Here is a 26,288-nt window from a genome sequence, read left to right on the forward strand (position 1 = left end):
AGATTGCATTTGGGGCCTTTTTAATAGTTTTTTAAGCAAAACACTTTGGTTTTACCAAAACAAAAGCCCGTTATACTCTGAATAGAAAGGCAATTAGTTGTTAAGAGTAGCCGTAAGGAAAACCCGAATACAAAAGCTTATTTTTTTGCGCTACTTGGCCAACGTTTGAAGAAACTTAATCATTTCAGGGGTGTCATAATCGGCTAACCCCACCTGCTTTGTCACGATTTTGCCTTCGGGCGAGATAATGAAGGTGGTAGGGATAGAAGGGCTGTCAAACTCAACTGGCAAGGGATTGGCAGGCAGGTAAACGGGTAGCTTATAGCCTTTTTTAGCAACATGGTTTTTAACCTTGGTCATTCCTGCCTGATCCATGGAAAGCATAACAAAAGCGATTTTGTCTGATTTGGTCTTCTCATAGAGACTCTGGATGTTGGGCATCTCCGCCACGCAGGGTGGGCACCAGGTGGCCCAAAGGTTAAGGAACACCACCTTTCCTTTCAAGCTTTCAAAATTAATGGTGGTGCCATCCAGCGAGGTGATCTGTAAACCAGCACCTGCCATAGAGGTGTTCTTAGTAACAGCTTCTTCTGGAGTGGTCCCTTTAGATAATTCGGAGTTCGGCTCCGGTACTTCTGCTTTCTTCAACCCGGTGACCAAAAGGAGCCGCTGCATCTGCCCTATTACTTCTGTGTGTAACCCCGTCAGGTATAACACTCCGAAAATAGCCAGCATCACTACCCATCCCGGGATGTTGCGAAAAGAGAATCTGTTTTTATCCATGATTTTGTGTTCACCCATAGTGGGGTGAGATAATTTGATTTGGGAGTCTTCCTTGCCTATAATGGCCAGTTAAAAGATGCTTTGGTTAATGCCTGATGTGTTTACGGTGCAATTTTCTGAAATCTCCCGCAAAACACCTACCTTAATAGAGGTTTAACTTACCTAATCTGACCCTTTATGAAGAAGAACTACAGAAGAATTCTCCTTGGATGCACCGCTTTGCTAATCTTGATTTGTTTCTCTGCCTCAGCCCAACAGAAAGCAATTGGAGTATTTGAGGGCAGTTCCGATGTAGGAAAGGTCTTGAAACCCGGTTTTGCCAAATACGACCCTAAAACCCAGCAGTATGAGGTGGGCGGTTCTGGGTACAACATTTGGTTTGACAAAGATGAGTTTCACTATCTCTGGAAACGCATGACCGGCGATTTCATTCTGTACACCCGAGGTAGGTTTGTGGGGGAAGGCGTAGATCCACACCGCAAAATTGGGTGGATGGTGCGCCAGGATCTGCAGGGCAACTCCCCACATATCAATGCCGTGGTGCACGGTGACGGCCTCACCGCCCTTCAGTTCCGGAAAGCCAAAGGAGACAGTACCCAGGAAATCCGCTCAAGATTAAACGGCCCAGATGTCATTCAGTTGGAGCGGAAAGGTACTACTTACACCATGCGGGTCGCCAAGTTTGGGCAGCCTTTTGTAACGCAGGAGGTAACTAACCTTGATTTAGGGCAGGAGGTGTACGTTGGTTTGTTTGTAGGGTCGCATAACCCACAGGTGCTGGAAAAAGGCATTTTTGAGGATGTGCGTATCTCAGTTCCTGCCCCGGATGACCTGGTGCAATACCGGCAATACCTGGGGAGCAACCTAGAGATCTTAGACGTGACTACGGGCAAACGGGAAATCATCTACACTTCCCCAAAGTCTTTGCAGGCCCCTAACTGGACGCCCGATGGCAAGACCCTGATCTATAACAGCGATGGGTTGATGTACACGTTCAATCTTGCCACCCGCAAACCCCAAGTACTGAACACCGGCAACGTAAGAAACAACAACAACGACCACGTGCTCTCTTTTGACGGTAAAATGCTAGGCTTGAGCAGCGGGGTAGAGGCCTTAGGCGGTTCTATTATCTACACCGTACCGGTGAAAGGCGGCACCCCTAAACAGATTACCCCAAGAGGTCCTTCTTACCTGCATGGCTGGTCGCCCGATGGCAAAACCCTCACCTTTACCGCAGAGCGGAATGGGGAGTATGACATTTACACCATTCCGGCAAAAGGAGGCGCAGAAACCAGGCTCACTACGGCCAAGGGTCTTGATGACGGCTCAGAGTACACTCCAGACGGGAAGTACATCTATTTCAACTCCAACAGAACGGGCAACATGCAGATCTGGCGCATGAAAGCCGATGGGACGGATCAGGAGCCTGTCATCAACGGTGACTTCCACGATTGGTTCCCCCATGTATCGCCGGATGGCAAATGGTTGGTTTTCGTTTCTTTCCTGAAAGAGGAAGTGCAATCAGGAGACCACCCATTCTACAAACATGTGTACCTCCGGATGATGCCCATCAGCGGTGGAGAGCCAAAAGTGATCGCCTATGTCTACGGGGGGCAGGGGACCATCAATACACCCTCCTGGTCACCAGACAGCAAAAAGGTGGCCTTCATCAGCAATTCCGGAGAGATACCTGCGCCGGTTAAGTAACTAGCCTCAAGTGCTAGCTGGTTTTCTGTGCTGGCGTTAAAATTAAGCGGGACAACCCCATATGCTTCTTTCCTAATCAGCTATCAAACCTTAAAACGGGTAAGTGGAGTCTGTTCCTCTTACCCGTTTTAAGGTTCTTTTTTCTAATTTGAGGTTAAAGCGAGGACGCTTCTAAGGATTCATCAGGGTAAAGCCAATTGAGGGCACTTTCGTAGTCGGTGAAGACCTCGTGCTGGATAGCTCCTTTGGCTTGGTAGCCTTCCTTGCCTTTGTTCGTGAACTCAGTGTTAGCCACCAGGGCAGGGTAGTAATCAGAGGTGATCACTCCCAATTTGACGATGGTCGTTTTAGAGGCTTTTTCCTGAAATTCGGTGAGTACCCATTGCTGTTCCTCGGGGGCAATCAGGTAGATCTGCAGGTCATCTATCAGCCAGTACTTAAGTTGGTACTCTTCTGTTAATTCCAGAGCCTTTCCGAAGCCAATTTTACGCTCTTCCAGGTTTATTTGCCGTTTCCAAACCAGAAGAAGCAAGTCATGGGCCTCTAGCAGGTGAATGGATACGAATTCTGTTTCAAAAACCTGCCGGGGCAGTTCTTTGAAAGGGAGTGGTTTAAACATTGCCTTTGTAGTTTGAGGCAGAAAACAATTACTAATTGAAGGGGACGGGTTTTATAGAAGCTTGGTGAGTAATTAGTTTAAGCTAGTTTATTGAAAATAAGCTTAATATGCAAGCATTGTTGGAAGGCCTTTGTCAGGTGCCTTGTCCTTTCCTGGTATAATTTTCTCAAAGGTGCAATTGGGTTTCGTTAATAAAGAGACTAGGAAAGAAAGCTACTCGGTTAATCCAATTAGGGGAAGCAAGGTCAGGAATGCTTTCCGAGCGTCATGGAAAGCCTTCAAATAGGTGAACGTATCCTTTTTAGCGGAATGGGAGAAAGTAAATGCCTCGTGTTGGAGGAGATTTGCTTTCCAGGAGACTTCCCGCAGCAGAGTCTTGTCCAAGGTGGTTTCTTCCAAATGCGTCAAAAGGAAGCGCATCCGAAGGGCCAGGTCCGTTACTTTCTCAATGGACTCACCACGCTGAAATTCGTCTCTGCTGAATTCGGCCTGTAACCGGTTGGCTAAAATCAGCTGATAAAGGAAAGGATTGTCTCGTAGAGGTGCACTCATTCTTTTTGCTTTTCATTTCCACTCCTAAATAGCAAGAACCAAAGGAAACAATTCTTTGAAAACGATAAATACCTGCAATGTGTCGCTGATCTGTAGGATTAAGAGGATGAACGTTTTTATATTTATTCAATGGTTTAGTTTAGGAGGGATTTACAATTGTAATATTAAGAGGAAGAATTGCTAAGATAAAAGTGTCATTAAAAGCGTTATATCAGGTTTTCTAGCAGATTTCGGGTTGAACTTAGAAAAATGAGCTCCTAACTAGCTGATTTTATTTACTGGGCAAATAGGCTAATCCTAATAGGTAGAAAGGTAGCCCTAAGGATTGCTATTTTTTTAGATCCTTCAATAATTAATAGATTCCAAGCTAACAAGTTAAGGATTTCTGAAGAAGCAAATGGATGAACTGGTCCTTGTCCATGGTGAACGGATTTAATCCACCTTCCTCTGAAAATGCTTTGTTTGTACCATTCAGGAGCAGTCTTGCCCCTTTTCTACGTCCAAATAAGGGCATAAGTAGCAACATTCTAACGGCATTAGAGTAGATGTAGCTATGACTTCCTCAGATCAGTTCTACAAAAAGATGACCCTTATTTTGTTGGGTATCATCTTATTGGTCTATGTGCTTTTCACGTTAGCCGATATTCTGGTTCCTATTGCCTTTTCACTGCTGCTGGCAATTCTGTTGAACCCTTTGAACAGTCGCTTGATGCGGTTGAAGATTCCAACGGTGCTGTCTATTCTGCTAACCCTCTTGATTGCGCTGACGATTCTAGGGGTATTGTTGTTCCTGCTCTCCTCCCAAATCATCCAGTTCGGAGAGATGGTGCCTGCCCTAAAATTAAAACTCTCTCAAATCTTAACCGACCTTCAGAATTTCGCGCAAAACACGTTTGGCATCAGTTTTCAAAAACAAACCCAATTCTTGAAAGACGCAGCCAGCGGTGGCAAGGCCCTGGTGGGGAAAACGGTAAGCAGCGTGCTGGGAATTTTCAGTTTGCTTTTCCTAATTCCGGTATATGTATTTCTCTTCCTTTTGTATAAGCCTTTGATCCTGAATTTCCTGTTTGAGGTGTTTTCTACCCGGAATACTCATTATGTGGCCGAAATCCTGCACGAAACCAAGTCGGCAATTCAGAGCTATATTGTGGGGTTGTTGATTGAGGCTTCCATTGTAGCGGTTATGAACTCGGTGGCATTGACCATTTTAGGCGTGCCGTATGCTATTCTTCTGGGGGTGATTGGGGCCATCCTGAACATGATACCGTATGTGGGTGGGTTGATTGCCATTATCCTGCCTGTTTTGATGGCCACCGTAACCCAAGAGGGATATACCACGCAATTGGCTATTGTTGGGGCGTACCTTGTGATTCAGTTTATTGATAACAACGTGCTGGTGCCTCGCATTGTCTCCTCTAAGGTCAAGATAAACGCGTTAATTTCGGTGCTGGCGGTGCTTCTGGGAGGTGCTCTATGGGGTGTTTCGGGTATGTTCTTGTCTATTCCCTTTGTAGCCGTGCTGAAGATAATCTTCGACCGAATAGAAAACTTGCAGCCTTGGGGAAAATTGCTGGGAGATCAGATTCCGGCCAGTTACCCGGGCCAGATTTCGCCCAATGCCAAAACCCCACCCCTTAAAGACCGGGCCGAAAAGTATATTGATTCTAAAGACAGGGATAATTCTAACTGAGCCCAGTCAGGTTGGTGAAATGCTTGCTTAAGCAGCGGAGGTATTCAGGTGGGGGAGAATTCCCTTGACAGAATCTTTAAAATCAAATAAAGCCTTCAAGTAAAGGAAAAGGTCACTTTCAGGATTCTGTTGCATGTTGGTGGCCTCATGAATAAGAGTGTCTAAATGCCAGAAAAAGCACCCGAATCTCTCAAACTCTCCTGAACCAGCTTTAAGGCTAAGCACCCGCTTGTAGGTGGTCGCTAATAAAAGCACCTTCTCAATCCCTTCACCTCGTTCAAAGACCTCAGACTGCAATAGAGCTAATAGTTTACCCGAAATTCCGGTTTTTAGAAATTCGGGTGTTTCCGGCGCATTTTGTTCGTAGATATTTTCCATAGATATCGCTTGCCGCTAAGGTATTATTTCTGCACAAAAGTAATTTATTGTCTTCTGAATAAAATTTCATTATTCAAACAAGTTGATTGCATGATGGATTTTTGTGTCGTTCAGATATGGAGGTTTATTAATCCAACCCAAGTTGTTAGATTAACTGTCTAAACTGACTAATGGGGCAAAAGTGTCCATTATACGTTTTATAAAATGTCTGCCATTTTTTAAATGAAGGTGGCCTTTTCCTGATTAATGAATTTCAACACTACGGAATATAGTAATTTACTATTATGAAAATACAAAGAATCTTTATGTGCTTGGGCTATTTTATTTTGTTGTACTATAGTGAAGGTGATCGCTTTCAGGAGTTGGCCTTCATTTCTCTTCCTAAGTTTTCTTCCTTAACTGTTTAGGACCTGTTTTTACTAAGAAGGGCTTTAAACAAGCATGCTGAAGAGTGTGCCCTCAAAACCAGAGTTCTTACATGTTTTATGTGGTATATTTAGTCTGCCCTATTAAATTAGCCCCGTACATCTATAAATTGAACTGACTATGTCTACCCCTGACAACCAGAAACAAGCGCTTTTTCAAGAGATAGAGCAAGAACTGACCGCCAAAGGCTTTTCAATTGCCAACCAGGACCAAACCCGGCCATGGGGAGGTTTCTTTGTGATTGATGAAAACCAGGCACAGGAATTTGCCGACACCTATTTTGATGGAATCTCCGTGGATGATCTCAGAATCTCGGGTAAACTGAGCCCTAAGATTCTGGTGGTAGCCCCTGAAAAACGGCTTTCCTGGCAGTACCATCACCGCCGCGCGGAAATTTGGAAAGTAGTGAAAGGAAAAGTAGGTGTGGTGACGAGCCCCTCAGATGAAGAAGGCGAACTGCAAAAATTGGAACCCGGTGCCCTAATCACCTTGAAGCAATCGGAACGTCATCGTTTGGTAGGATTGAACGAGTGGGGTGTTCTGGCCGAAATCTGGCAACACACCGATGCCTCTAACCCTTCCAACGAAGACGACATCGTGCGGGTGCAAGACGATTTCGGTAGATAAGCCATAATCCTGGCAGATTTCTTGGATGTCTCATAAGCCGCCGTTTTTAGAAACATTGTATCAAGAACGTAGGCCTGCCCCTAGGAACTGTGCAGGTTCCTAAAAGAACTTAATGTGTTTAGAAAAGCAGACTCCCTGTTTTAAGGTTGTTTTGACAAGAACAGCTCTAAAGCAGGGAGTCTTTTTTGTACCCTTTGCTACTAGTATTGACTTGGTTTCTTGATAAGGTCTATTCGCACGAAGAAGCCGGTGCGGGGAAGAAAGTTAGCGCCTTTTAAGCCTGTTTTTCCTAACTAGCTGCTAAACAGGTTTCTAAAATGGGAAAAGGGTGGAGATTTAATTCCCAAATTGGGATAGGTGCTTCGGGCAGTTTTGTAGCTAGCATTATATCTCCAACGGAAGAATTCCTGCTATTTGCATGTGTGGGTGAAAATGGCTAGTATTAATACGTATTGTTCCGGCGGCTTAGTTGTTTTCACTTATTAGTGGTACAAGTGTTGCTGTGGCAGGGAGCAGATTCACACAATTGTCTTACGTTGGCTTGGCCAGTATTTTATGGGAAACTACAGCAAGTGGTATCATCCGTATACCATTAATGAGAAGTACAGTGAGCGGGTGGCTTACTTCAGTATGGAGTTCGGTATTCATCAGGCCCTAAAAATTTATTCGGGTGGTTTGGGGTATCTGGCTGGTTCGCACATGCGCAGTGCCTATGATCTGCGGCAGAACATGATTGGCATTGGCATTCTCTGGCGCTACGGCTACTATGACCAGGTGCGCACAGATGACCAGCTCATGGGTGTTCAGTTTCAGAAGAAATACTACACGTTTTTGGAAGACACTGGCATTATGGTGCAGGTGAACATCCATAACAATCCGGTGTGGGTAAAGGCGCTGGTTCTGCCTGCCGAGACCTTCGGAACGGTGCCCATGTACTTCTTGACCACCGATATCCCGGAGAACGACTACCTGAGCCGCACTATTACCCACCGGCTGTATGACCCCGAGTTGCCTACTCGCATTGCCCAGAGCATCATTCTGGGCGTTGGCGGAGCCAAGGTGGTAGAGACCCTGGGCGGATCGGCCATCTACCACATGAACGAGGCCCATGCCTTACCGCTGGTGTTTCATCTTTTTGACAAGTACCGTGATGTGCATGAGGTGAAGAAACGCATGGTATTTACTACCCACACCCCCGAGAAAGCCGGGAACGAGGAGAATGATGTAGATTTACTGGCGAAGATGTCCTTCTTTGGGGCATTGAGCGTAGAGGAGGCCCGGCGTATCTCCGGCACGTTTGGGCAAAGCCTGAACTATACCCTAACCGCTTTGCGTCTCTCCAAGATTTCCAACGGAGTATCTAAACTCCATGGCGATGTTTCGCGGGAAATGTGGTACGGCAACGAAGGCGTCAGCGAGATCAAGTCCATCACCAACGCCCAGAACGTGGCTTACTGGCAGAATACCGAGATCCGGAAGGCGTTGGACACAAACGATGATGAGCGTCTGGTCCAACTGAAGTGCGAGATGAAAAAGCCCCTCTTTGACCTGGTAGCCGACCAAACCGGGAAAATTTTCAAAAACGACGTGCTTACCATTGTCTGGGCGCGCAGGTTCGCGGCCTACAAACGTGCCGATTTGCTTCTCTATGACTTGCACCGATTCTTTGAATTGGTGAACCGCGAGGGGCAGCCCGTACAGGTCATCTGGGCCGGGAAACCATATCCGTTTGACTTTGGTGCCATTAATATCTTCAACAAGCTGATTGAGGTATCGCACCAAAAGAAAAACGTGGCGGTCTTGACGGGCTATGAGCTGGACCTTTCTGCCAAACTGAAACACGGCGCCGATATCTGGCTCAACACGCCCCGCCGCCCAAGAGAGGCCTCGGGTACCAGCGGGATGACCGCCGCCATGAACGGAGCCATCAACTTCTCGGTGCAGGATGGCTGGATTCCAGAGTTTGGGAAGCATGGTGAAAACAGCTTCCTGTTCCCCATCGTGGATACCACACTGCCAGATTATGAGCAGGACCAGATTGACTATACCAACATGATGCACATCCTGGAGACCGAGGTGATTCCGGCTTATTACCTTGACCGTAAGAAGTGGGTGAGCATCATGAAACAGAGTATGCGCGACGTAACGGCATACTTTGGGTCTGAACGCATGGCCGATGAGTACTATCACCTCATGTACCAGGACGGGAAATAAACCCAATTAATTTTCTATAGCGGGAAGGCGTTGGAAGGGGTGATACCGTTCCAACGCCTTTTCTTTTGGGGGCCTGAGACCAAGTAGTCAGGTCGGAAGCCTTGTTATGGGCTGGTTTTTAGAAAACGGTTCCCAATCAGGTGGCCCCGGATTCTGCAATCGCGTACACAAGAGTCAGTTTCACAGAGGGTACTGGTAATAATGTTCTTTTCCGGGCGATTGCCCGGCAGGAAGCGTACCTTTGCCCTCTTTGGCTTACCATTATGACGCGTAAACAATATTTCATCATCATACTGATTTTGGGCTCCCTCTCCACTATCAGCCCCTTTTCAATTGACATGTACCTGCCGGGGTTTCCGGCCATTGTAGAGGATCTTAATACTACCATTTCCAAAGTCCAGCTTTCCCTTACCGCTTATTTGATTGGTATCTCGGTTGGGCAGTTGCTATACGGGCCGCTCTTAGACCGCTTTGGGAGAAAGTACCCCTTGTATGTAGGCTTAGGCGTGTACATGATCGCCTCCATCGGGTGCGCCATGTCCACCTCCGCCGATATGCTCATTGCCATGCGGTTTCTGCAGGCAATTGGGGGCTGTGCGGGTATGGTGGCTGCTCAGGCGCTGGTCCGGGATTTGTTTCCCGTTACCGAAACCGCCAAAGTTTTCTCCTGGCTTATCCTGGTGATTGCCGTTTCCCCTATGATTGCCCCAACCGTTGGAGGGTACATGACCGCCGCTTTTGGCTGGCCTTCCGTTTTCATCGCCCTGGGGGCAATTACCCTAGTTATTCTCATCGGGATCTTTTTCGCTTTGCCAGAGGGGAAGCAACCAGACCCCTCCATGTCGTTGAAGCCCAAAGCAGTGCTGGGTAATTTTCTGACGGTGTTAAAGAACCCTCAGTTTCTGGTTTACACCCTAGTTGGGGGAATTGCCTCTGCTGCGCCTTTTGGCTACATCTCAGGTTCCCCAGACGTGTTCATGAACATCTACAAGGTCAGCGAGCAGGAGTACGGCTGGATTTTCGCGATCCTGTCGGTGGCTATGATCGGTTCCCCGCAGTTCAACCACATCCTGCTCCGAAAGCTTAAAAGCGAGCAAATCATCAGGATGGGGCTCCTTTACCAAACGGTAATCGGGGCCGTGATGGTCCTTGGCGTGTATGCGGGTTGGTTTGATAAATTAGGTTTGATCATTGTGCTGTTCCTGTTCCTGCTGGGGCAGGGATTAACGGCCCCTAACGCTTCCGCTTTGTCATTGGCTCCGTTCTCCAAGATAGCAGGGAGCGCCTCGGCGCTGGGGGGTAGCTTCAGGATGGGTATTGGAGCCTTGGTCTCTGGGGCGGTGAGTTTGCTCCATAACGGATCGGCGTTGCCCATGGTAGGGGTAATGACCTCCTGCACCATCTTCGGAATCCTGATTTACTTTCTGGGCCAGGGAAGTGCCGCCAGTTACCGGAAAGCAGAATTGGCCGGCGCGGTGCCTGAGTTGTAAAGACCTTTTTTTCCATGTACAGAGCCTCCGTTTCTCAGCCGTTTTAAGAAAGCAGCCGAGAAACGGAGGCTTTTGTTTTTTGCTATGTGAGGTATGAGTCAAGCGAGGCAAGTAGGAGACTTGCTAGGCCATTAGTAGAACCTTTTTGTAAGGCCTTCAAAATGAGAAGCTTGTTTTGTAAACCTTATGTAATTGACTTATACAGAGAAGCTAAAACAAATAAGGTATAACTTTTACATAGATCCATTTGAGGTAAATACTTTGGAATTGCCCCAGAAGCTGTAAATTGTAACCAGATTTCAGGTATTTCTGCCTGTGCTATTTTAGCGCTATTTTTAGAAAACAACCCCAAAACAGGACCGGTGTCTGTCAACCACCTAATGCTTGACCTTGCAAATTTATGATGATACCCGTGGGCACCCCCTTTGCTTGCCCTTCCTGTAGTACTTCTCTCGTCTTCAGAACAGAACTAACCTTGGCGCAGGTGTGCCCTACCTGCCTTTCCATTGTGCGAAGAGCCCAGGTGGATGGGGCAGTTCCCCAAAAAGCGCTCCCCATGCGAGAGGAGATGAGTATTCTGCAGGTAGGCACCACCGGGAGGTTCAACGGGGATGCCTTTGAGGTGATAGGCCGCATCCAGTACTTCTTCTCTGAAGGCTACCGAAACCACTGGTATATTCAATACAAAAGCGGCAAAACCGAATGGCTAGGGGACTGGGCCGGAAACTACAGCCTTTTCCAAGAATCCAACTATACAGGGCTTGGACCCTTAACGGGAGGCATGGCCGGCGAGACCCTGAGCATCGGCAGCGCTTCCCTGGAGATAGAAGTCATTGATAAAGTGGAATTAATTTATTGGGAAGGGGAGGTGCCCGAGCAAGGCTTGCTGGAGAAGAACTTCACCTCCTTTGAACTGTTCAGGCCTAATGGTCAAATGGGCTTGGTTCAAGCCTCCGGTACGGTAAGCCACGCCTATTTGGGCCGGTATGTAGAACTGAACGAGTTATTTCTTCAAGGAACCCGCGTGCACCATGAATGGCTTTGAGGTAAAAGAGAAAGGCAAACTTCCCGCTTTGCCGCTGGAGGTAAATTGCCCTAACTGTAAGCATCCGCTGCAGTTGTACACGCACGCCCAGGCGAAAAGCGTGGCTTGTCCGCGTTGTTCCAAGCTTTCTGAGGTGCAAGAGAAAGGACTGTTTCCAGTTCAGTCTGTTGACAAGGAAAAGCAGAAGCCGTTGTTACCCATTGGCAGCGAGGGCCGGATCAAAGGTATCCTGTACAAAGTGGTGGGCTTTGTGGTCTACAAAGAGCAGAACTTCAAGTACCGGTGGCGGGAGTATGTACTTTTCAACCCGGTGCATGGGTATTCCTATTTGTCTGAATATGATGGCCACTGGACGTTCTTCCAATATGTCTCTAACTTCACCAACGGGATAAATAGAAATGCATCTTCTCTCCATTACCTTGATAGAGAGTTCAAGTTGTACAACAAATACCGCTCACAAGTGATGTACGCCCAGGGCGAGTTCTTCTGGCTGATTACTGAAGACAAATGCCAGTATGTGGAGTATGTCTCTCCGCCCTACATGATGACTCTGTCTGTTAGCCGAACCGAGCAAAGCTGGATGCTGGGTGAGCACATGGAGCCGGAAACGGTACAGGAAACATTTTCCATTGCAGGCCAAATGCCCTACAAGATAGATGTAGGTGCTGTTGAGCCCTTCTCAGAAAACTTCTCTTATCCATACGTCTCCAAGGTGGGGGGCATAGCGGCTGGTATTTTGCTTTTGATCCAGGTGCTGCTTTTGATATTCCACCAGAACAAAGTGCTGCTGGATGAATCGTTTGCCGTGACCGAGGAGGCAGGCAAGGGAACCCTAGTACCGGTCCCTGGGCCTACCTTAGAAATAGGATCCTCTTTACTGGGGGCTACCAACTTGCAGGTTCATCTAAGGGCGCCGGTCACCAATACGTGGTTTGCCACCGGCATTTCCCTGTTGAATGTGAAAACAGGCCGCGAGTATTTTGTGGAAGTAGGGGTGGAGTTTTACTCGGGTTACGAAGACGGCGAACGTTGGAGCGAGGGTAGTCCAGGCACGGATCAAATTCTGTCTTCCATTCCGCACGGGACATACCAGGTGTATTTGCAGCCTTCCAGAGAATCCTTGGCCTTGGGTGCCAGCCGCCCTGAAACGTTCCAGTTGAAACTTGTGCAGGATGTGCCTATCTGGTCTAACTTCTGGATTGCCCTTTTACTGATTGGGGCAGTACCCCTGGTACAGGGTTTACGGCACTACTCCTTTGAAAAAAGCCGCTGGATGAACAGCGATTACTCACCCTATGAAGAAAAATAAAACCGGGCATGAATAAATACATCAAACAAATTTTTCTGGGCTACCTGGTGCTGGTGCTGGGATTCTTCGCTTACGCCGGGCTTACCGGTACCCGGTTCCTGGGCGATGACAAGGAAGAATCGGAAGGCAGCGGCGGCAGATCTTCCGGCGGATACAGAAGACATACCTTTTACCACAAATAAAACCATGGAATCATTCATTAACTACAAACTGGTGACGGCCTCTTTGCTGTACTCCTTCATTGGCATCGCCATCTTGTTTTTCACCTTCTGGCTTTTGGAGAGGATCACGCCGGAGAACCTCTGGAAAGAGATTTTGGAGAAACAGAACATGGCCTTGGCCGTAATCTTTGCCGCCTTCATCATTGCCATTGCCATCATTATTGGCGCATCAGTACACGGGTAATCAGAGTTTTTACATGCGAGTAAACGTACAGGTGTTGCTGCTCTTTTCTGTGTTTGTGGTGGCAACATGCGGGTTGGTGTATGAGTTGGTAGCGGGTACGTTGGCCAGTTATCTGCTGGGAGATTCGGTAACCCAGTTCTCAACCATTATTGGGGTGTATCTCTTTTCCATGGGAATCGGGAGTTATCTTTCCCGGTTCTTCAACAAGAACCTTATTGCCTGGTTTATCCATGTAGAGGTGTTGGTGGCGGTGGTAGGCGGATTCAGCTCTACTATCCTGTTTCTGCTGTTTGACCGGGTGGCCTCGTTCCAGATTGTGTTGTACATGCTGGTGTCCTTGACCGGTATTTTGGTGGGGCTGGAGATTCCCTTGATCATGCGCATCCTGGAAGACCGGTTCGAGTTCAAAGAGCTGGTTTCCAAGGTTTTTACCTTTGACTACATCGGAGCTTTGCTGGCCTCGGTAATTTTTCCGTTGCTGCTGGTGCCGCATTTGGGCTTGCTGCGCACTTCCTATTTCTTCGGGTTGCTCAACGCGGGCGTGGCTTTGTGGCTATGTTTTTATTTCAGCAAGGAAATCAGGTGGATCTATTTTCTGCGGGCTTCCTGCGCCGTGGCCATTGTGACTTTGGTGGCGGGGTTTGTGATGAGCGACCGCATTCTGGCTTTCACCGAAAGCCTTTCGTACGCAGACAAAATCATTTACTCGGTGCAGTCGCCTTACCAGAAGATTGTGCTCACCAAGAACGACAGGGAGTTCCGGCTGTTCCTGAACGGTAACCTGCAGTTCAGCAGCTCAGATGAGTACCGCTACCACGAGGCATTAGTGCACCCCGGCCTGAATTCGGTGCCAAATCCCAAAAAGGTGCTGGTTCTGGGCGGTGGGGACGGGTTGGCCGTGCGGGAAGTGTTACGGTACCCGGGCGTTGAAAAAGTGGTACTGGTAGACCTGGATCAAGCGGTTACCAAGCTATTCTCCAGCCATGATGTGCTCAAGAAATTGAACCAACAGGCGTTACTGTCCAGGAAAGTGCAGGTCATCAACACCGATGCTTTTCAATGGCTCAAAACCAACCGAGAACAGTTTGACTTTGTGGTGATCGATTTCCCGGATCCGGCCAATTACGCCATTGGGAAACTGTATTCCAATACCTTTTACAAAGTGCTGCGGGAAACTATCGCGCCGGGTGGGGCCGCGGTCATTCAGGCTACTTCGCCGTTTGTGGCACCAAATGCCTATTGGTGCGTGGTGAATACCCTCACCAGTTGCGGGTTTACCACCTTGCCGTACCACGCGCACGTGCCGTCCTTCGGGGACTGGGGTTTTGTATTAGCCTCTCCAGATAAAAGCGTGCAGGTGAATGGCCAGTTTTTAGCGCAGCTGCGCTTTCTAGATGGGCCTACCTTTGAGCAGATGCGCACGTTCCCTAAGGATATGCCTGCCCGCCAAACCGAAATCAACAAGTTAAACAACCAGGCCTTGGTCCGTTATTTTGAGGACGAATGGGCCAGCTATATCAACTAACCATGTCAGAGCGGGAGGAGAGGAGGCGCTTCTTGAAGCAAAGTGCGCTGGCGTTAGGAGGTCTGGCGCTGGGTGGAGCTTCACTAAGCAGCTGTGCCCTGGAAGAGAAAAAGCAAATCACCGGCCGGCTGTTTGGTCCATCATTCAAAGCGGGCCATTTACTCAGAAACGGCTTTAAAACGGTTCCCACCAAAACAGAAGAAGTGGACGTGGTGGTCATCGGGGGCGGGGTTTCCGGCTTGTCAGCCGCCCGCTGGTTGACCAAGCATTCTAACACCAAGTTCTGTCTTTTGGAACTGGAAAACAGGACGGGTGGCAACAGCCAATCTGGGAAAAACTCTGTCTCTGCTTACCCGTGGGGAGCCCATTATTTGCCTTTGCCCAACAACTCCAATTCTGAGTTGCTGGATTTTCTGGAGGAATCCCAGGTGATCACGGGTTACAATACGGCCGGGTTGCCCCATTACAATGAATACCATCTCTGCTTTGACCCCGAAGAACGGCTTTACATCAACGGTTACTGGCAGGAGGGACTGGTGCCCAACTGGAGCGTACCCCAACCCGACCTACAGCAGATAGATCGGTTCTTGGCGCTTATGGAAGATATGAAGCAAGCCAAAGGAAAAGACGGTCGGTTCGCGTTTGACATCCCGCTGGAGAAATCCTCGGGAGAAGCTACATTCCGGAACCTGGACCAGATCACCATGCAGGAATGGCTGCACCAGCAGAACTTAACCTCTGAGTACCTGCGCTGGTACGTGGAGTATTGCTGCCTGGACGATTTCGGGGGAACCGTGGAGCAGGTCTCGGCTTGGGCCGGCATCCATTACTTTGCCGCCCGGAAAGCCCAAGCCGCCAACTCAGACGCGCACCGGGTGCTCACCTGGCCCCAGGGAAACCATTGGCTCGCGGAACAACTGCGGGCCCAAGCCGGACCAGACATCAGAACCGGTTCCCTGGTCTACCACCTCCAGATGGAAGAGGATCGTGTGCTTGTTGATTACCTCAACCTTGAAACAGAGCAGCCCACCCGGCTTATCGCACAGAAGTGCGTGATGGCGACGCCCCAGTTTGTAAGGGAACGTTTACTGGCTACTATTTCAAATCCAGCCGGAAAACAGAACCGCCAAGCGTTTACTTATGCCCCCTGGGTTGTGGCGAATCTTACCTTGAAGCAAGTGCCCGAGGGCAAGGGAACCCCTTTGAGTTGGGACAACGTCATTTACGGCAGTCGATCTTTAGGGTACGTTAATGCCCAGCACCAAAGTGTGCAAGGGTTTCCCGAGAAGCAGGTTATCACATTTTATTATCCAGTGGCCGACTCATCCCCGGCCTCGCGGCAGGTGGTGTTCACCAGGAAACAGGAAGAATGGGCCGAGGTGGTGTTGCAGGAACTGGAGAAAGCGCACCCTACCATCAGGAAAGAAGTGGAACAGCTGGATGTCTGGGTGTGGGGCCATGGCATGATCAAACCTGCGCCCGGCTTCATCTGGGGAGAAGAACGCGAGAAAGCCGCGGCTCCCTTAGAAGGCAAGATTGTGTTTGCCCATACAGACCTGAGCGGCATCTCCATTTTTGAAGAGGCTTTCTACCAAGGCATCAAAGCGGCGAAACAGATTTTAACCTCTTAGCCCATGATAGGCCAAAAACAGCCGTGGCTGCACTCGGCAAGGGTAGACTTCTGGTTTATCCTTTCGCCGCCTTTTCTTTGCCTGCTGGCGATCATGCTGTTCCCTGGGTTCTTTCAACAGCACGTAAAGAGCCTCCCAGTGCCCGCCTGGGTTTTGCTAGTACTTTTGATTGACGTAGGGCACGTGTACAGCACCTTGTTCCGGACGTACTTTGAGAAAGAGACGCTGCAGCAACGTCGGCAGCTTTTACTTTGGGTGCCGTTCGCAGCCTGGGCAGGCGGAATTTTGTTGTATTCGTTAGGCGAGGGTGTCTTTTGGCGGGTGTTGGCTTATTTGGCAGTGTACCATTTTGTGCGGCAACAGTATGGTTTTATGCGGTTGTACTCAAGGCAGGAACAGCGCCACAGAAGTGAACTTCAGTTTGATACTTTCTGCGTGTACGCGGCCACGCTGCTGCCTTTGCTGTATTGGCACTTGGAAGGCAGCCGTAACTTCAACTGGTTTATAGATGACGATTTTATCCCGTTAACTTTCCCCAAAGCCGCGCCTTGGGTAGCCTTCCTGAATATCGGCTTGTTTCTGGTTTACCTGCTGAAAGAAGCTTGGGTGTACGGAAAATCTAAACGGTTCAACCTGCCCCGGCACTTGGTCATTACCGGTACCTTTCTGGCCTGGTACATCGGGATTGTGCAGTACAACGGGGACCTCATCTTTACCACCTTCAACGTAGTCTCCCACGGAATTCCGTACCTTGCTTTGGTCTGGATTTCCAGAAAGAAACAGAAAAATAGAGCCACCATTACACAGAAACCCGGCTGGATAGAGCAATTCTCCATGGGCATGGTAGGAGTCGGGTTCTTTATCGGTCTGGTGGTCGTGCTGGCGTACCTGGAGGAAGGGCTTTGGGATGCACTGGTGTGGCGCGAGCATCCGCAGGTATTCTCGTCTTTTCAGTCGCTGCCGCAGATCAACGATCAACTGCTTTTAGCTGTGTTGGTGCCCTTGCTGGCTTTACCGCAGATGACACACTACATCCTGGATGGATTCATCTGGAAAAACTCTCGCTCAAAAGCACCTAAGGAAGCAAAATTGCCTGTTGGGTAAAGGAATTTGACTAGTTTTGGGTGTCGTGTACTCGTTTTTAGTGGACTTTTCCTAAAAAGACCCAAAAAGGAAGGTACTGCTTACGTCCGCGTAAAAGTAAATTTCTCTCTATTTTTGCACCTTAGCATCCCGTACCTTAGAACCATGAAGATACTGCTCGTTGAAGACGAACCCAAAGTAAGCGCTTTTATCAAAAAAGGGTTGGAAGAGCAGATGTACGAGGTGGAACAAGCCTACGATGGATTCTACGGGGCTAAACTGGCCATGGACAATGAATATGACTTGGTCATCCTGGATGTGATTCTGCCCCGCATGAACGGGGTGGAGGTCTGCAAACTCATCCGGCAGCAGAACCTCACTGTGCCTATTCTCATGCTCACGGCATTAGGCAGCACTGATGATAAAATCCTGGGGCTTGACTCCGGCGCCGATGATTACCTGGTGAAGCCCTTTGAGTTTCAGGAGCTGCTGGCCCGCATCAGGGCTCTGACCCGAAGATCGCAGGAAAGCGTGGGGACTGAGGTGCTGAAAATCGCTGATCTGGAGTTGGATGTGCAAAGAAAAACGGTCCACCGGAAAGGCACCCCTATTTCTCTGACGGCCCGAGAGTTTGCCCTGCTGCATTACCTGTTGCGCAACAAGGAGCGGGTGGTCTCCAGAGTAGACATCATTGAGCAGGTCTGGGAAACGTCTTTTGACACGGGCAGCAACGTGATTGACGTGTACATCAATTTCCTGCGCAAGAAGATTGACAAAGATTTTTCGCCCAAGTTGATCCATACCTTAGTAGGCATGGGGTACGTGATGAAGGAGATGGACTAGAAATGAAAATCAAAACCAAACTAACCTTACAGTTCACGGCCATCTTCACGGGCATTTTGCTCCTGTTTTCGGTATCTGTCTACTATTTCAGCGCCCTTTACCGCAAAAACGATTTCTACGGCCGCATCCTGAATCGGGCCTATGCCACCGCCCACTATGTGCTGGATGCCGACACCGTGACCCAGCAGCAACATGCCCTAGACCAGCGGCTGTATTTCCAGATGCTGCCGCGGGAAGCCGTAAGGGTATTTGACCAAAACCAGCAAGTCATTTTCTCGGAAGGCGAAGACGGCATGAAGGTGCCCCAAAAACTTTTAGAAAGGCTAAACCAGGAAGGGGAGGTACGCATGGACCAAGGCGACCGGCAGATGGTGGGCATCCGATACCTCCACCGGGGCCAGATTCATTATGTGCTCGCCTCCTCTATTGACTTATACAATCTGAACAAGCTGCACCACCTGCGCACGCTTTTAATTACTGGCTTTGTGATGGCTTTGGTCACGGTGGTGTTGTGCGGCATCGCTTTCTCACGGGCGGCGCTACGGCCCTTTTTGCAAGTAGTGTCAGAGGTGGAGAAAATTAAGGCTTCAGACCTGCATAGGCGGTTAAGCCAGGCTGATGGCGAAGATGAAGTGGCGCAGCTAGCCAAGACCTTCAACAACCTGTTAGACCGGTTAGAAAAGGCGTTTGAGGTGCAGAAAACGTTTGTGTCCAATGCTTCCCATGAATTGCGTACCCCGCTCACTGCCATGATAGGGGAGTTGCAGGTGGCTCTGATGAAGCAACGCCAACCCGAGGAGTATGAGCGGGTTTTAAAGTCTACCCTTGAAGATGCCAATCTATTGGCCCAGCTTTCTAATGGGCTCCTGCAGATGGTGCAGGCTAGCTCCGATTCTTCCAAGGTACAGATGACGGACTTGCGGCTAGACGAGCTAGTATGGCAAGCCTGCGGCGAGGCTCAAAAACGGCAGCCTCGGATGAAAGTAGAGGTGGAGTTTGTCAACCTGCCCGAGGATGATAACGAACTCATGATCAAAGGCAATGAGGCGCTGCTGCTGATTGCCACCGTGAACGTTTTAGAGAATGCCGCTAAATTCTCGGGCAACAACCCGGCTATAACTGCTTCTATTGAAGTGCAGGCCGACACCTTGCAGCTGCGTGTGAGTGACCGCGGCATAGGAATGGCCCCCGAAGATGTAAGGAAAGTGTTTGTGCCTTTTTTCCGGGCCGAAAGTGTGCGTGATATCTCGGGGCACGGCATTGGCTTGCCCCTAGCCGATAAAATCATCAGTATGCACAAAGGCTCCATTGATGTGCATTCTCAGTTGAACCAAGGCACTGAGGTGACTATTACCCTGCCTAAACTGTACAAGACCTACAAGATCTGATCTGTCCTAAAGCCATTCATTTCCCCAAACGGCGATTCTTTTCCTGCTGAAAAGAATCGCCGTTTTGCTTTTGCTAACCTGCTTTTGGCTTGTTTAAAGAAAACGAGATTAAAACAGTCCTCTTTGCAGCGAATTAAACCTTCTTTTAAGCTAGGTTGCTTTGTTGGTGTTGACGCCAAAGCCTCCATTCACATCTTATTTTTAGCTCGTTCTAATTTGGTCGCTTTAAGGGTGTTTTCAGTAAAACCTTCCTGAACAGCCATTTTCCTATAAACAACCTTCTTTTTACGCTCAACATTAATTTACGTTTTAATCAAATTTTAATCTTGTTTTAATTCGATCTTAATTCTATCAGATGACTTTTGTAAAATAAAATTATTCTAGAGTAGCAAAACGTTGCAAGTTTGGCAACGTGGACTAAGAGACACTATCGTATGAAAGAAAGAGGTTTGTTTGACACTGTTGGCAAAGATTTGTCTGCAGGGCTGGTTGTTTTCCTGGTGGCTTTACCCCTCTGCCTTGGGATTTCCCTTGCTTCTGGGGCGCCTCTCTTTGCCGGGCTTATAGCCGGAGTAACGGGCGGTTTGGTGGTTTCCCTGCTGAGCGGGTCCCAATTAAGTGTGAGTGGTCCGGCCGCGGGTTTGACCGTAATCGTGTTGGGCGGTATTCAGACGTTGGGTAGCTTTGAGGTATTCCTCTTGGCCGTGGTGTTGTGCGGTGTCTTCCAAATCATTCTTGGGTTTTTAAAAGCTGGGATCATTGGGTTATACTTCCCATCCTCAGTCATCAAAGGGATGCTGGCCGCAATTGGTCTAATCCTGATTTTGAAGCAAATTCCCCACTTCCTAGGCGCTGATGAAGACTTCCTGGGTGACCTGAACTTCTTCCAGACCGACGGCCGGAACACCTTTTCAGAGATTTCCTACGCTTTCAGTAACCGTCTGCAAGTAGGTTCTTTGATTGTAGGGATTGTTTCACTGGCTATTTTGATTCTGTGGGAGCGTCCGTTTATGCAACGGATTACCGTTTTCAAGCTTATTCCAGGAGCCTTGATTGCCGTTCTGGTGTCTATTGGGTTAAACCTGATGTTCCAAAGCTCTTTCCAGGCATTTACCATCGCCGATACTCACCTGGTGCAGTTGCCTGAGATTTCTGGGCCTGCCTCTCTTTTGAATGAACTACGTTTCCCAGAATGGGCTGCCATCACTAACCTTCAGGTTTGGGTAATTGGTATCACCCTGGCTATTGTGGCTAGCTTAGAGAGCTTGCTGAGCGTTGAAGCAGTAGATAAACTAGACCCGCATAAGCGCCGCACTCCTACTAACCGCGAGTTGAAAGCGCAAGGTGTGGGTAACATGATCAGCGGGTTGATTGGTGGTATTCCTATCACAGCGGTGATTGTACGTAGCTCTGCAAACGTAAATGCCGGTGGTGAAAGCAAGATGTCTAGCTTCTTCCATGGTATCTTCCTTGTATTGAGTATCCTGTTCTTAACCAACGTGCTGAGCCTGGTTCCTTTGGCGGCCCTGGCTGCGGTGTTGCTTATGGTAGGTTTCAAACTGACCAAACCAGTGCTTTACAAGACGCAATGGAAACTTGGCATGAACCAGTTCCTGCCGTTCATCATCACCATTATTGCTATCCTGTTCACTGACTTACTGAAAGGTATCTCTATAGGTCTGGTAGTAGGTGTCTTCTATATCTTGAAAGCCAATTACAAGTCACCTTACTTCTACAAGCGCCACAGCCAAGACGGGCAGGATAAGATCCACATCAAACTGAGCGAGAACGTTTCCTTCCTGAACAAAGCAAGCGTGGCCCTGACTTTAGACCACCTGCCAGAGAATAGCGATGTGATCATTGATGGTTCGCAGTCTACCTACATTGACCATGACGTGCTGGAAGCGATCCAGAACTTTAGAACCGTAGCCCATGAGAAGGATATCAGGTTAACCCTGAAAGACATCCCGTCTGTTTCTACGGTAAGCATGCACTAGTAAAATCAAACATTCTGTCATGCAGAATGTTTGAAGACGATACCTGCCGCAGAGGCAACGCTCCTAAAAGTAAGAAGCAGCCTTTCGCTTAATTGAAAGAGCTCCTGAAGAAAAGAGAAGAGCATCCCGGCAACCTTTAGTTTTTTTAAAACACATCCCCCATAACTGTTTTAGTTTATACAAGAAAGCCCCGCCATATTGGCGGGGCTTTCTTTTTCCCTATAAAGGAGGATTACTTACCAGCCGGCGTTGTTTGAGCCTGCGCCGTAGTTATATGGAGGGCCACCGGCAGAATTTCTGCGGTTGTTGTCATTATCATCATCACCAGCTATGCTGTTCCAGGCATCTTTGATACCATGGCCAATTCTTTCAAAGAAGCCTTCGCCTTGGTTGTCATCCTGGTCGTTGTCATGGCTGCGGTTGTGGCTGTATCTATCCTGGTCATAGTCTCTGCCACGGTTCATGTTAGACGGATGGCTGTAGTCATCTGAATAACGGTTCTCCATGGCATTGCCGTGACTGAAACGGGCGTGGTCATGGTCATTGTCGTTGTCATTCATCCAGCTGCTTCCGCCGCGGTTGCTGCCTTGGTTGCTGGTGCCGTACATGTTAGAGTTGCCTCCAGAGTGACGGTTGTTGTCCCATGAGTTAGAGCCGCTGTTCATTCCATATCCAGAACCGCCTCTGGAAGACTGCCCGTAAGAAGATTCTGAATTGTTCCCATACGAAGACCCGCTGTGCCCAAAAGATCCTCCGTAGTTGTTAGACCCAGAGGATTGGCCGCCCCGTGAGCTCCCATAGTTGGAAGATCCGGAAGAACCATAGCCTGAGTTGGAGCCGCGGAAGTCATTAGACCCACCGTAGTTGTTATAAGCATTGCCTCTGTCTAGCGCGCCGCCCGAAGTGTTTCCGGAAGAAGAGCCGGCATATCCAGAGCGGGCACCACCGTAAGTTCCAATGTTCTGCGCAGAGCCGCCAGTGTTAGAAGAACCGCTTTGGCCGTAGTTAGAGCCGCCGCGTGAACCGTAGTTAGAAGAACCTTGGTTTGAGCCGGAGCCATAGGCACCGTATCCGCCTTGGTTCATGCTGTTCTGGCCACCCATAGAAGATCCATACGAAGAACCGTAGTTAGAGCTTCCCTGGTTGTGTGAACCATAACCGCCTTGGTTAGAGCCGCCTCTGTTTTGCATGGAATTGCCTTGGTTACCTTGCATAGAATGACCGCTCCAGCCGCTGGTATTGCCGTGTTGGCCACCCATATTGCCTCTGTTTTGGTCACTCTGGCTTCCAGAGCGGTATTGGTTTCCGCCGTAGTTAGAGCCTTGGCTGCTGTAATGGTTTTCTTGTCTGTCACCAAGGTTACCGCTGAATACGGATCCTCCCTGGCTGGTGAAATTGCTTTCACCTCTGTCTCCGGAGTTGCCGCGGTTCATGCTGCCCCCGTAAGACTGATAATCTTTATTGCCTTGGCCTTCCATGCGGTTGCCTAAGCTACCCCATTCACTACGACTGGTGTTCTCATGTCCAGAGCGGTACGAGTTAAAAGCATCGTACCCCATTCCGTGATTTCTCATAGTTGTTTATAGTTTAAGGTGAATGATGGATTCTTCCAATGCCATACAAGGCACATGGATTAATATATACGAGTCCATTTTGGCATGGTTAAGTATAAATACCAAAAAGTGGGGGGTGAGCCTAACGCTTGTAAGTTGTTTTGAATGCCTTAATTAATTGATATTGAATTGATAAAAGAAATCGTTTGAACGGTAAGAAATTAGCAAAACATAGGTAAAGTGATATATGTGCTACAAACTCCTATAATTGGCATAGCCCCTCTATTTTGCGTATCTTTGGGGTCTGATTTTGACTTGTTTTTAGATAAATAGCCTTGAAACTCTGCATCGCCGAAAAGCCTAGTGTAGCCCGTGAAATTGCCCAAGTGATTGGTGCCAAAACCAAGATGAACGGGTATTTTGAGGGGAATGGATACCAGGTCACCTGGACCTTCGGACACTTCTGCCAACTCTGCGAGCCAGATGATTACAACCCTAACTGGAAGCGGTGGTACCTGCCTGATCTGCCCTTGGTACCCGACCGGTTTGACATCAAGCTCATCAGCAACAAAGGGGTAGAGCAGCAGTTCAAGATCATCCAGAACCTGCTGGAAACTGCCGAAGAAGTGATCAACTGCGGTGATGCCGGGCAAGAAGGGGAGGTAATCCAACGCTGGGTGTTGCATCAGGCCAAGTACCGCAAACCCTTCAAACGCCTCTGGATTTCCTCGCTTACGGAAGAGGCCATCCGGCAGGGGTTTGCCAAATTGCGCGACGGCAAAGAGTTTGACCAACTCTACCAGGCAGGCAAGAGCCGCGCCATTGGGGACTGGCTTCTGGGCATTAACGCTACCCGTCTTTTTACCGTGAAGTACGCGCAGGGGCGGCAATTGCTTTCGTTAGGACGGGTGCAGACGCCTACGCTGGCCATGATTGTGCACCGGCACCTGGAAATTGTAAACTTCAAGTCGGAGCCTTTCTGGGAGTTGAAGACCGTGTACCGCGAAGTCACGTTCAGTAGCACCTCGGGCCGTTTCAAAGACGAAGCCAAAGCCCAGGCCATCCTGGAGCAGATCAGGCCTTCTGAGTTTGAGATCAAAGACGTAGAGACCAAACGCGGTACAGAGAGTGCACCCAAGCTCTTTGATTTGACTTCTCTGCAGGTGGAATGCAATAACAAATTTGGCTTGTCTGCGGATGAGACCCTCAAAACGGTGCAGAGTCTTTATGAGAAGAAAGTAGTCAGCTACCCTAGGGTAGACACCACGTTCCTGCCAGATGACCTGTACCCTAAGATCCCTGGCATTTTAAGCGGACTTACCGGCTATCAGCACCTCACGCAGGAATTGCTGAGTAATAAAATTCGGAAGTCGGGGAAGGTATTCAATAACAACAAGGTAACTGATCACCACGCCATCATCCCCACCGGTGCAGAGGCCCGTGGATTGTTCGGGACCGAAGCCAAGGTCTTTGACGTGGTGGCCAAACGGTTTATTGCGGCTTTTTACCCTGACTGTATTGTAAGCAACACCGTGGTGAACGGCGAGGCGGCTCAACACGCCTTCCGGGCCAAAGGCAAGCAGATACTGGAGCCCGGCTGGCGCGTGGTCTATGGCCCCGAGGAAAACCCGGCTGCCCCCAAACCTGCCGCTAAACCAACCGGTGAGGGCGAGGAAAAAGAAGAGGAGCTAGCCGTACTGCCGCACTTTGATGCCGGTGAACGAGGTCCCCATGAGCCTTTGTTGGAACGGAAGTCCACCAGTCCGCCCAAAGATTTTACGGAGGCTACCTTGTTGCGCTCCATGGAGACCGCCGGAAAACAGGTAGAGGACGATGAACTGAAAGAAGCTCTTAAAGAAAACGGCATCGGGCGGCCTTCCACCCGGGCGGCCATCATTGAGACCCTGTTTAAGCGCAACTACATACGGAAGGAAAAGAAGAAGATCCTGCCCACCCAAATGGGCATTGACCTAATACAGGTCATCAAAAACCCAACCCTTAAATCAGCCGAGATGACCGGGCAATGGGAGAAGAAACTCCGCCAGATTGAAGGAGGGGAGTTCTCTGCCGATGATTTCCTGCGTGAACTGAAGGGTTTGGTATGGGAAATGGTGCAGGAGGTGAAACAAGACAACCACCGCGTAACCCTTCAGCCCGCCGAAACCGCTGCCAAAGCCCAGGAGAAGGAGCCTGCCAAAAAAGGGGAGAAACCCAAAAAGGAGGCTAAAAGCTCCGATGCGCCCGGTACTGGTTTAGGGAATTGCCCCGCCTGCGGAACTGGTTCCATCTTGAAAGGAAGCCAGGCCTATGGGTGCGCCCGGTTCAGGGAAGGTTGTACGTTCAGGCTGCCCATGGCCTTCAGCGGCAAACCTTTGGGCGAGAAACAGGTACAGGCGCTCCTCAAAAAAGGAAAAAGCCCGGTGGTAAAGGGGTTTGTAGACGAAGCCTCGGGTGATAAATTTGACGCTGCCTTTGTTTTGACGCCCACTCATGAGCTACAGTTGGAGAGAGCAGAGGCCAAGGTGCATAAGCCCGTAGTCATGATCTGCCCTAAGTGCAGTCAGGGCCAAATGCTGAAAGGAAAGACCGCCTACGGTTGCAGCCGTTTCCGGGAAGGCTGTCAATTCATGGTTCCTTTTGAGTTGCACGGGAAAACCTTATCGGAAAGCCAAATACAGGCCTTGATCCTGAAAGGGAAGACCGGGAAGATTAAAGGCTTTACCTCGCCCAAAACTGGCAACAAATTTGAAGCGGCCCTTAAACTGAACGAGGAATACAAAGTGGTGTACCAGTTCTAGCAGAACCCCAATAGAAGCTGACTCGGCTAATAAAGATAAAGGTAGCCCATGGCAGACCTCTTTCAATGACCGGGGCGTTAAACGGAAAGGCAGAGAAGAAGGTTTCTGATTTTTTTGGTAACTTACACCCTCGCTGACGATTGAGGAAAGCTTTTGGCCTTCCTAATCGTTCTGCTACCCTGGAGGAAACGCTTGTAAACCACTTAAAAACCTCTTTTATAAAAG

The 26,288-nt window shown here is 49.0% G+C and carries 21 protein-coding genes; 16 read left to right on the forward strand and 5 right to left on the reverse strand.

All coding sequences use genetic code 11. The features are described from left to right. Nucleotides 1-150: 150 nt before the first annotated feature. Entirely contained in the window at nucleotides 151-801 is a 651-nt protein-coding gene (locus ACW9SV_RS09960; protein ID WP_479556611.1) for a TlpA family protein disulfide reductase, read from the reverse strand. Nucleotides 802-960: 159 nt separating this feature from the next. Between ACW9SV_RS09960 and ACW9SV_RS09965 the strand changes: the two genes are divergently transcribed. Further along, on the forward strand, nucleotides 961-2,490 hold the full coding sequence (locus tag ACW9SV_RS09965; RefSeq protein WP_479556612.1) for a biopolymer transporter TolR: 1,530 nt from the start codon (nucleotides 961-963) through the stop codon (nucleotides 2,488-2,490). 154 nt (nucleotides 2,491-2,644) lie between these two features. On the opposite strand, the gene ACW9SV_RS09970 is transcribed toward ACW9SV_RS09965, so the two are convergent. Then, nucleotides 2,645-3,109, reverse strand: a complete 465-nt coding sequence (locus tag ACW9SV_RS09970) for a hypothetical protein (RefSeq protein ID WP_479556613.1) — start codon at nucleotides 3,107-3,109, stop codon at nucleotides 2,645-2,647. Between the two features lie 213 nt (nucleotides 3,110-3,322). Then, nucleotides 3,323-3,661 (reverse strand): hypothetical protein, encoded by a 339-nt coding sequence (locus tag ACW9SV_RS09975; protein ID WP_479556614.1) that lies wholly within the window; start codon nucleotides 3,659-3,661, stop codon nucleotides 3,323-3,325. A gap of 553 nt (nucleotides 3,662-4,214) precedes the next feature. On the opposite strand from ACW9SV_RS09975, the gene ACW9SV_RS09980 reads away from it, so the two are divergent. Beyond that, the gene (locus ACW9SV_RS09980) at nucleotides 4,215-5,351 is read left to right on the forward strand and encodes an AI-2E family transporter (RefSeq protein ID WP_479556615.1); all 1,137 of its coding nucleotides are present in this window, start codon (nucleotides 4,215-4,217) and stop codon (nucleotides 5,349-5,351) included. A 27-nt stretch (nucleotides 5,352-5,378) separates the two neighbouring features. Here the strand turns inward: ACW9SV_RS09980 and ACW9SV_RS09985 are convergent, their stop codons facing one another. Further along, nucleotides 5,379-5,729, reverse strand: a complete 351-nt coding sequence (locus tag ACW9SV_RS09985) for a hypothetical protein (protein ID WP_479556616.1) — start codon at nucleotides 5,727-5,729, stop codon at nucleotides 5,379-5,381. 546 nt (nucleotides 5,730-6,275) lie between these two features. Between ACW9SV_RS09985 and ACW9SV_RS09990 the strand changes: the two genes are divergently transcribed. The 13 genes from ACW9SV_RS09990 (at nucleotide 6,276) to ACW9SV_RS10050 (ending at nucleotide 21,712) form a co-directional block, all read left to right on the forward strand. Beyond that, nucleotides 6,276-6,782 (forward strand): cupin domain-containing protein, encoded by a 507-nt coding sequence (locus tag ACW9SV_RS09990; protein ID WP_479556617.1) that lies wholly within the window; start codon nucleotides 6,276-6,278, stop codon nucleotides 6,780-6,782. A gap of 555 nt (nucleotides 6,783-7,337) precedes the next feature. Next, the gene (gene glgP, locus ACW9SV_RS09995) at nucleotides 7,338-8,996 is read left to right on the forward strand and encodes an alpha-glucan family phosphorylase (protein ID WP_479556618.1); all 1,659 of its coding nucleotides are present in this window, start codon (nucleotides 7,338-7,340) and stop codon (nucleotides 8,994-8,996) included. Between the two features lie 263 nt (nucleotides 8,997-9,259). Beyond that, nucleotides 9,260-10,486 (forward strand): multidrug effflux MFS transporter, encoded by a 1,227-nt coding sequence (locus ACW9SV_RS10000; protein ID WP_479556619.1) that lies wholly within the window; start codon nucleotides 9,260-9,262, stop codon nucleotides 10,484-10,486. Between the two features lie 400 nt (nucleotides 10,487-10,886). Then, nucleotides 10,887-11,531, forward strand: a complete 645-nt coding sequence (locus ACW9SV_RS10005; protein ID WP_479556620.1) for a hypothetical protein — start codon at nucleotides 10,887-10,889, stop codon at nucleotides 11,529-11,531. Next, nucleotides 11,518-12,840 carry a DUF4178 domain-containing protein gene (locus tag ACW9SV_RS10010; RefSeq protein WP_479556621.1) on the forward strand — a complete coding sequence of 441 codons (1,323 nt, stop codon included), beginning with the start codon at nucleotides 11,518-11,520 and terminating at the stop codon, nucleotides 12,838-12,840. The genes ACW9SV_RS10005 and ACW9SV_RS10010 overlap by 14 nt, the downstream gene beginning before the upstream one ends. 8 nt (nucleotides 12,841-12,848) lie before the next feature. After that, a complete protein-coding gene (locus ACW9SV_RS10015) occupies nucleotides 12,849-13,022 on the forward strand; it encodes a hypothetical protein (protein WP_479556622.1) in 174 nt (57 codons plus the stop codon). A gap of 4 nt (nucleotides 13,023-13,026) precedes the next feature. After that, on the forward strand, nucleotides 13,027-13,245 hold the full coding sequence (locus ACW9SV_RS10020) for a DUF350 domain-containing protein (RefSeq protein WP_479556623.1): 219 nt from the start codon (nucleotides 13,027-13,029) through the stop codon (nucleotides 13,243-13,245). Nucleotides 13,246-13,258: 13 nt separating this feature from the next. Then, nucleotides 13,259-14,770: a polyamine aminopropyltransferase gene (locus ACW9SV_RS10025; protein ID WP_479556624.1), complete on the forward strand. Its 1,512-nt coding sequence runs from the start codon at nucleotides 13,259-13,261 to the stop codon at nucleotides 14,768-14,770. Continuing rightward, a complete protein-coding gene (locus ACW9SV_RS10030; protein ID WP_479556625.1) occupies nucleotides 14,749-16,401 on the forward strand; it encodes an FAD-dependent oxidoreductase in 1,653 nt (550 codons plus the stop codon). Before ACW9SV_RS10025 ends, ACW9SV_RS10030 begins: the two co-directional genes overlap by 22 nt. 3 nt (nucleotides 16,402-16,404) lie before the next feature. Further along, nucleotides 16,405-17,505: a hypothetical protein gene (locus tag ACW9SV_RS10035; RefSeq protein WP_479556626.1), complete on the forward strand. Its 1,101-nt coding sequence runs from the start codon at nucleotides 16,405-16,407 to the stop codon at nucleotides 17,503-17,505. A 144-nt stretch (nucleotides 17,506-17,649) separates the two neighbouring features. Continuing rightward, nucleotides 17,650-18,327: a response regulator gene (locus tag ACW9SV_RS10040; protein WP_479556627.1), complete on the forward strand. Its 678-nt coding sequence runs from the start codon at nucleotides 17,650-17,652 to the stop codon at nucleotides 18,325-18,327. A gap of 2 nt (nucleotides 18,328-18,329) precedes the next feature. Continuing rightward, nucleotides 18,330-19,715 (forward strand): HAMP domain-containing sensor histidine kinase, encoded by a 1,386-nt coding sequence (locus tag ACW9SV_RS10045; RefSeq protein ID WP_479556628.1) that lies wholly within the window; start codon nucleotides 18,330-18,332, stop codon nucleotides 19,713-19,715. A 434-nt stretch (nucleotides 19,716-20,149) separates the two neighbouring features. Beyond that, a complete protein-coding gene (locus ACW9SV_RS10050) occupies nucleotides 20,150-21,712 on the forward strand; it encodes a SulP family inorganic anion transporter (protein WP_479556629.1) in 1,563 nt (520 codons plus the stop codon). 236 nt (nucleotides 21,713-21,948) lie between these two features. Here the strand turns inward: ACW9SV_RS10050 and ACW9SV_RS10055 are convergent, their stop codons facing one another. Further along, nucleotides 21,949-23,286 carry a hypothetical protein gene (locus ACW9SV_RS10055; RefSeq protein ID WP_479556630.1) on the reverse strand — a complete coding sequence of 446 codons (1,338 nt, stop codon included), beginning with the start codon at nucleotides 23,284-23,286 and terminating at the stop codon, nucleotides 21,949-21,951. Nucleotides 23,287-23,600: 314 nt separating this feature from the next. Here ACW9SV_RS10055 and ACW9SV_RS10060 point away from each other — a divergent pair, with 314 nt between their 5' ends. Beyond that, nucleotides 23,601-26,063, forward strand: coding sequence for a type IA DNA topoisomerase (locus tag ACW9SV_RS10060; protein ID WP_479556631.1), 2,463 nt, complete (start codon nucleotides 23,601-23,603; stop codon nucleotides 26,061-26,063). Nucleotides 26,064-26,288 lie beyond the last annotated feature (225 nt).

The organism is Rufibacter sp. JT20002 (genome assembly GCF_056491185.1).

Bases quoted from the DNA above. Each gene is read 5' to 3' on its own strand.
- ACW9SV_RS09960 (WP_479556611.1), bottom strand. From the start codon at position 801: ATGGGTGAACACAAAATCATGGATAAAAACAGATTCTCTTTTCGCAAC.
- ACW9SV_RS09965 (WP_479556612.1), top strand. From the start codon at position 961: ATGAAGAAGAACTACAGAAGAATTCTCCTTGGATGCACCGCTTTGCTA.
- ACW9SV_RS09970 (WP_479556613.1), bottom strand. From the start codon at position 3,109: ATGTTTAAACCACTCCCTTTCAAAGAACTGCCCCGGCAGGTTTTTGAA.
- ACW9SV_RS09975 (WP_479556614.1), bottom strand. From the start codon at position 3,661: ATGAGTGCACCTCTACGAGACAATCCTTTCCTTTATCAGCTGATTTTA.
- ACW9SV_RS09980 (WP_479556615.1), top strand. From the start codon at position 4,215: ATGACTTCCTCAGATCAGTTCTACAAAAAGATGACCCTTATTTTGTTG.
- ACW9SV_RS09985 (WP_479556616.1), bottom strand. From the start codon at position 5,729: ATGGAAAATATCTACGAACAAAATGCGCCGGAAACACCCGAATTTCTA.
- ACW9SV_RS09990 (WP_479556617.1), top strand. From the start codon at position 6,276: ATGTCTACCCCTGACAACCAGAAACAAGCGCTTTTTCAAGAGATAGAG.
- glgP (WP_479556618.1), top strand. From the start codon at position 7,338: ATGGGAAACTACAGCAAGTGGTATCATCCGTATACCATTAATGAGAAG.
- ACW9SV_RS10000 (WP_479556619.1), top strand. From the start codon at position 9,260: ATGACGCGTAAACAATATTTCATCATCATACTGATTTTGGGCTCCCTC.
- ACW9SV_RS10005 (WP_479556620.1), top strand. From the start codon at position 10,887: ATGATGATACCCGTGGGCACCCCCTTTGCTTGCCCTTCCTGTAGTACT.
- ACW9SV_RS10010 (WP_479556621.1), top strand. From the start codon at position 11,518: ATGAATGGCTTTGAGGTAAAAGAGAAAGGCAAACTTCCCGCTTTGCCG.
- ACW9SV_RS10015 (WP_479556622.1), top strand. From the start codon at position 12,849: ATGAATAAATACATCAAACAAATTTTTCTGGGCTACCTGGTGCTGGTG.
- ACW9SV_RS10020 (WP_479556623.1), top strand. From the start codon at position 13,027: ATGGAATCATTCATTAACTACAAACTGGTGACGGCCTCTTTGCTGTAC.
- ACW9SV_RS10025 (WP_479556624.1), top strand. From the start codon at position 13,259: ATGCGAGTAAACGTACAGGTGTTGCTGCTCTTTTCTGTGTTTGTGGTG.
- ACW9SV_RS10030 (WP_479556625.1), top strand. From the start codon at position 14,749: ATGGGCCAGCTATATCAACTAACCATGTCAGAGCGGGAGGAGAGGAGG.
- ACW9SV_RS10035 (WP_479556626.1), top strand. From the start codon at position 16,405: ATGATAGGCCAAAAACAGCCGTGGCTGCACTCGGCAAGGGTAGACTTC.
- ACW9SV_RS10040 (WP_479556627.1), top strand. From the start codon at position 17,650: ATGAAGATACTGCTCGTTGAAGACGAACCCAAAGTAAGCGCTTTTATC.
- ACW9SV_RS10045 (WP_479556628.1), top strand. From the start codon at position 18,330: ATGAAAATCAAAACCAAACTAACCTTACAGTTCACGGCCATCTTCACG.
- ACW9SV_RS10050 (WP_479556629.1), top strand. From the start codon at position 20,150: ATGAAAGAAAGAGGTTTGTTTGACACTGTTGGCAAAGATTTGTCTGCA.
- ACW9SV_RS10055 (WP_479556630.1), bottom strand. From the start codon at position 23,286: ATGAGAAATCACGGAATGGGGTACGATGCTTTTAACTCGTACCGCTCT.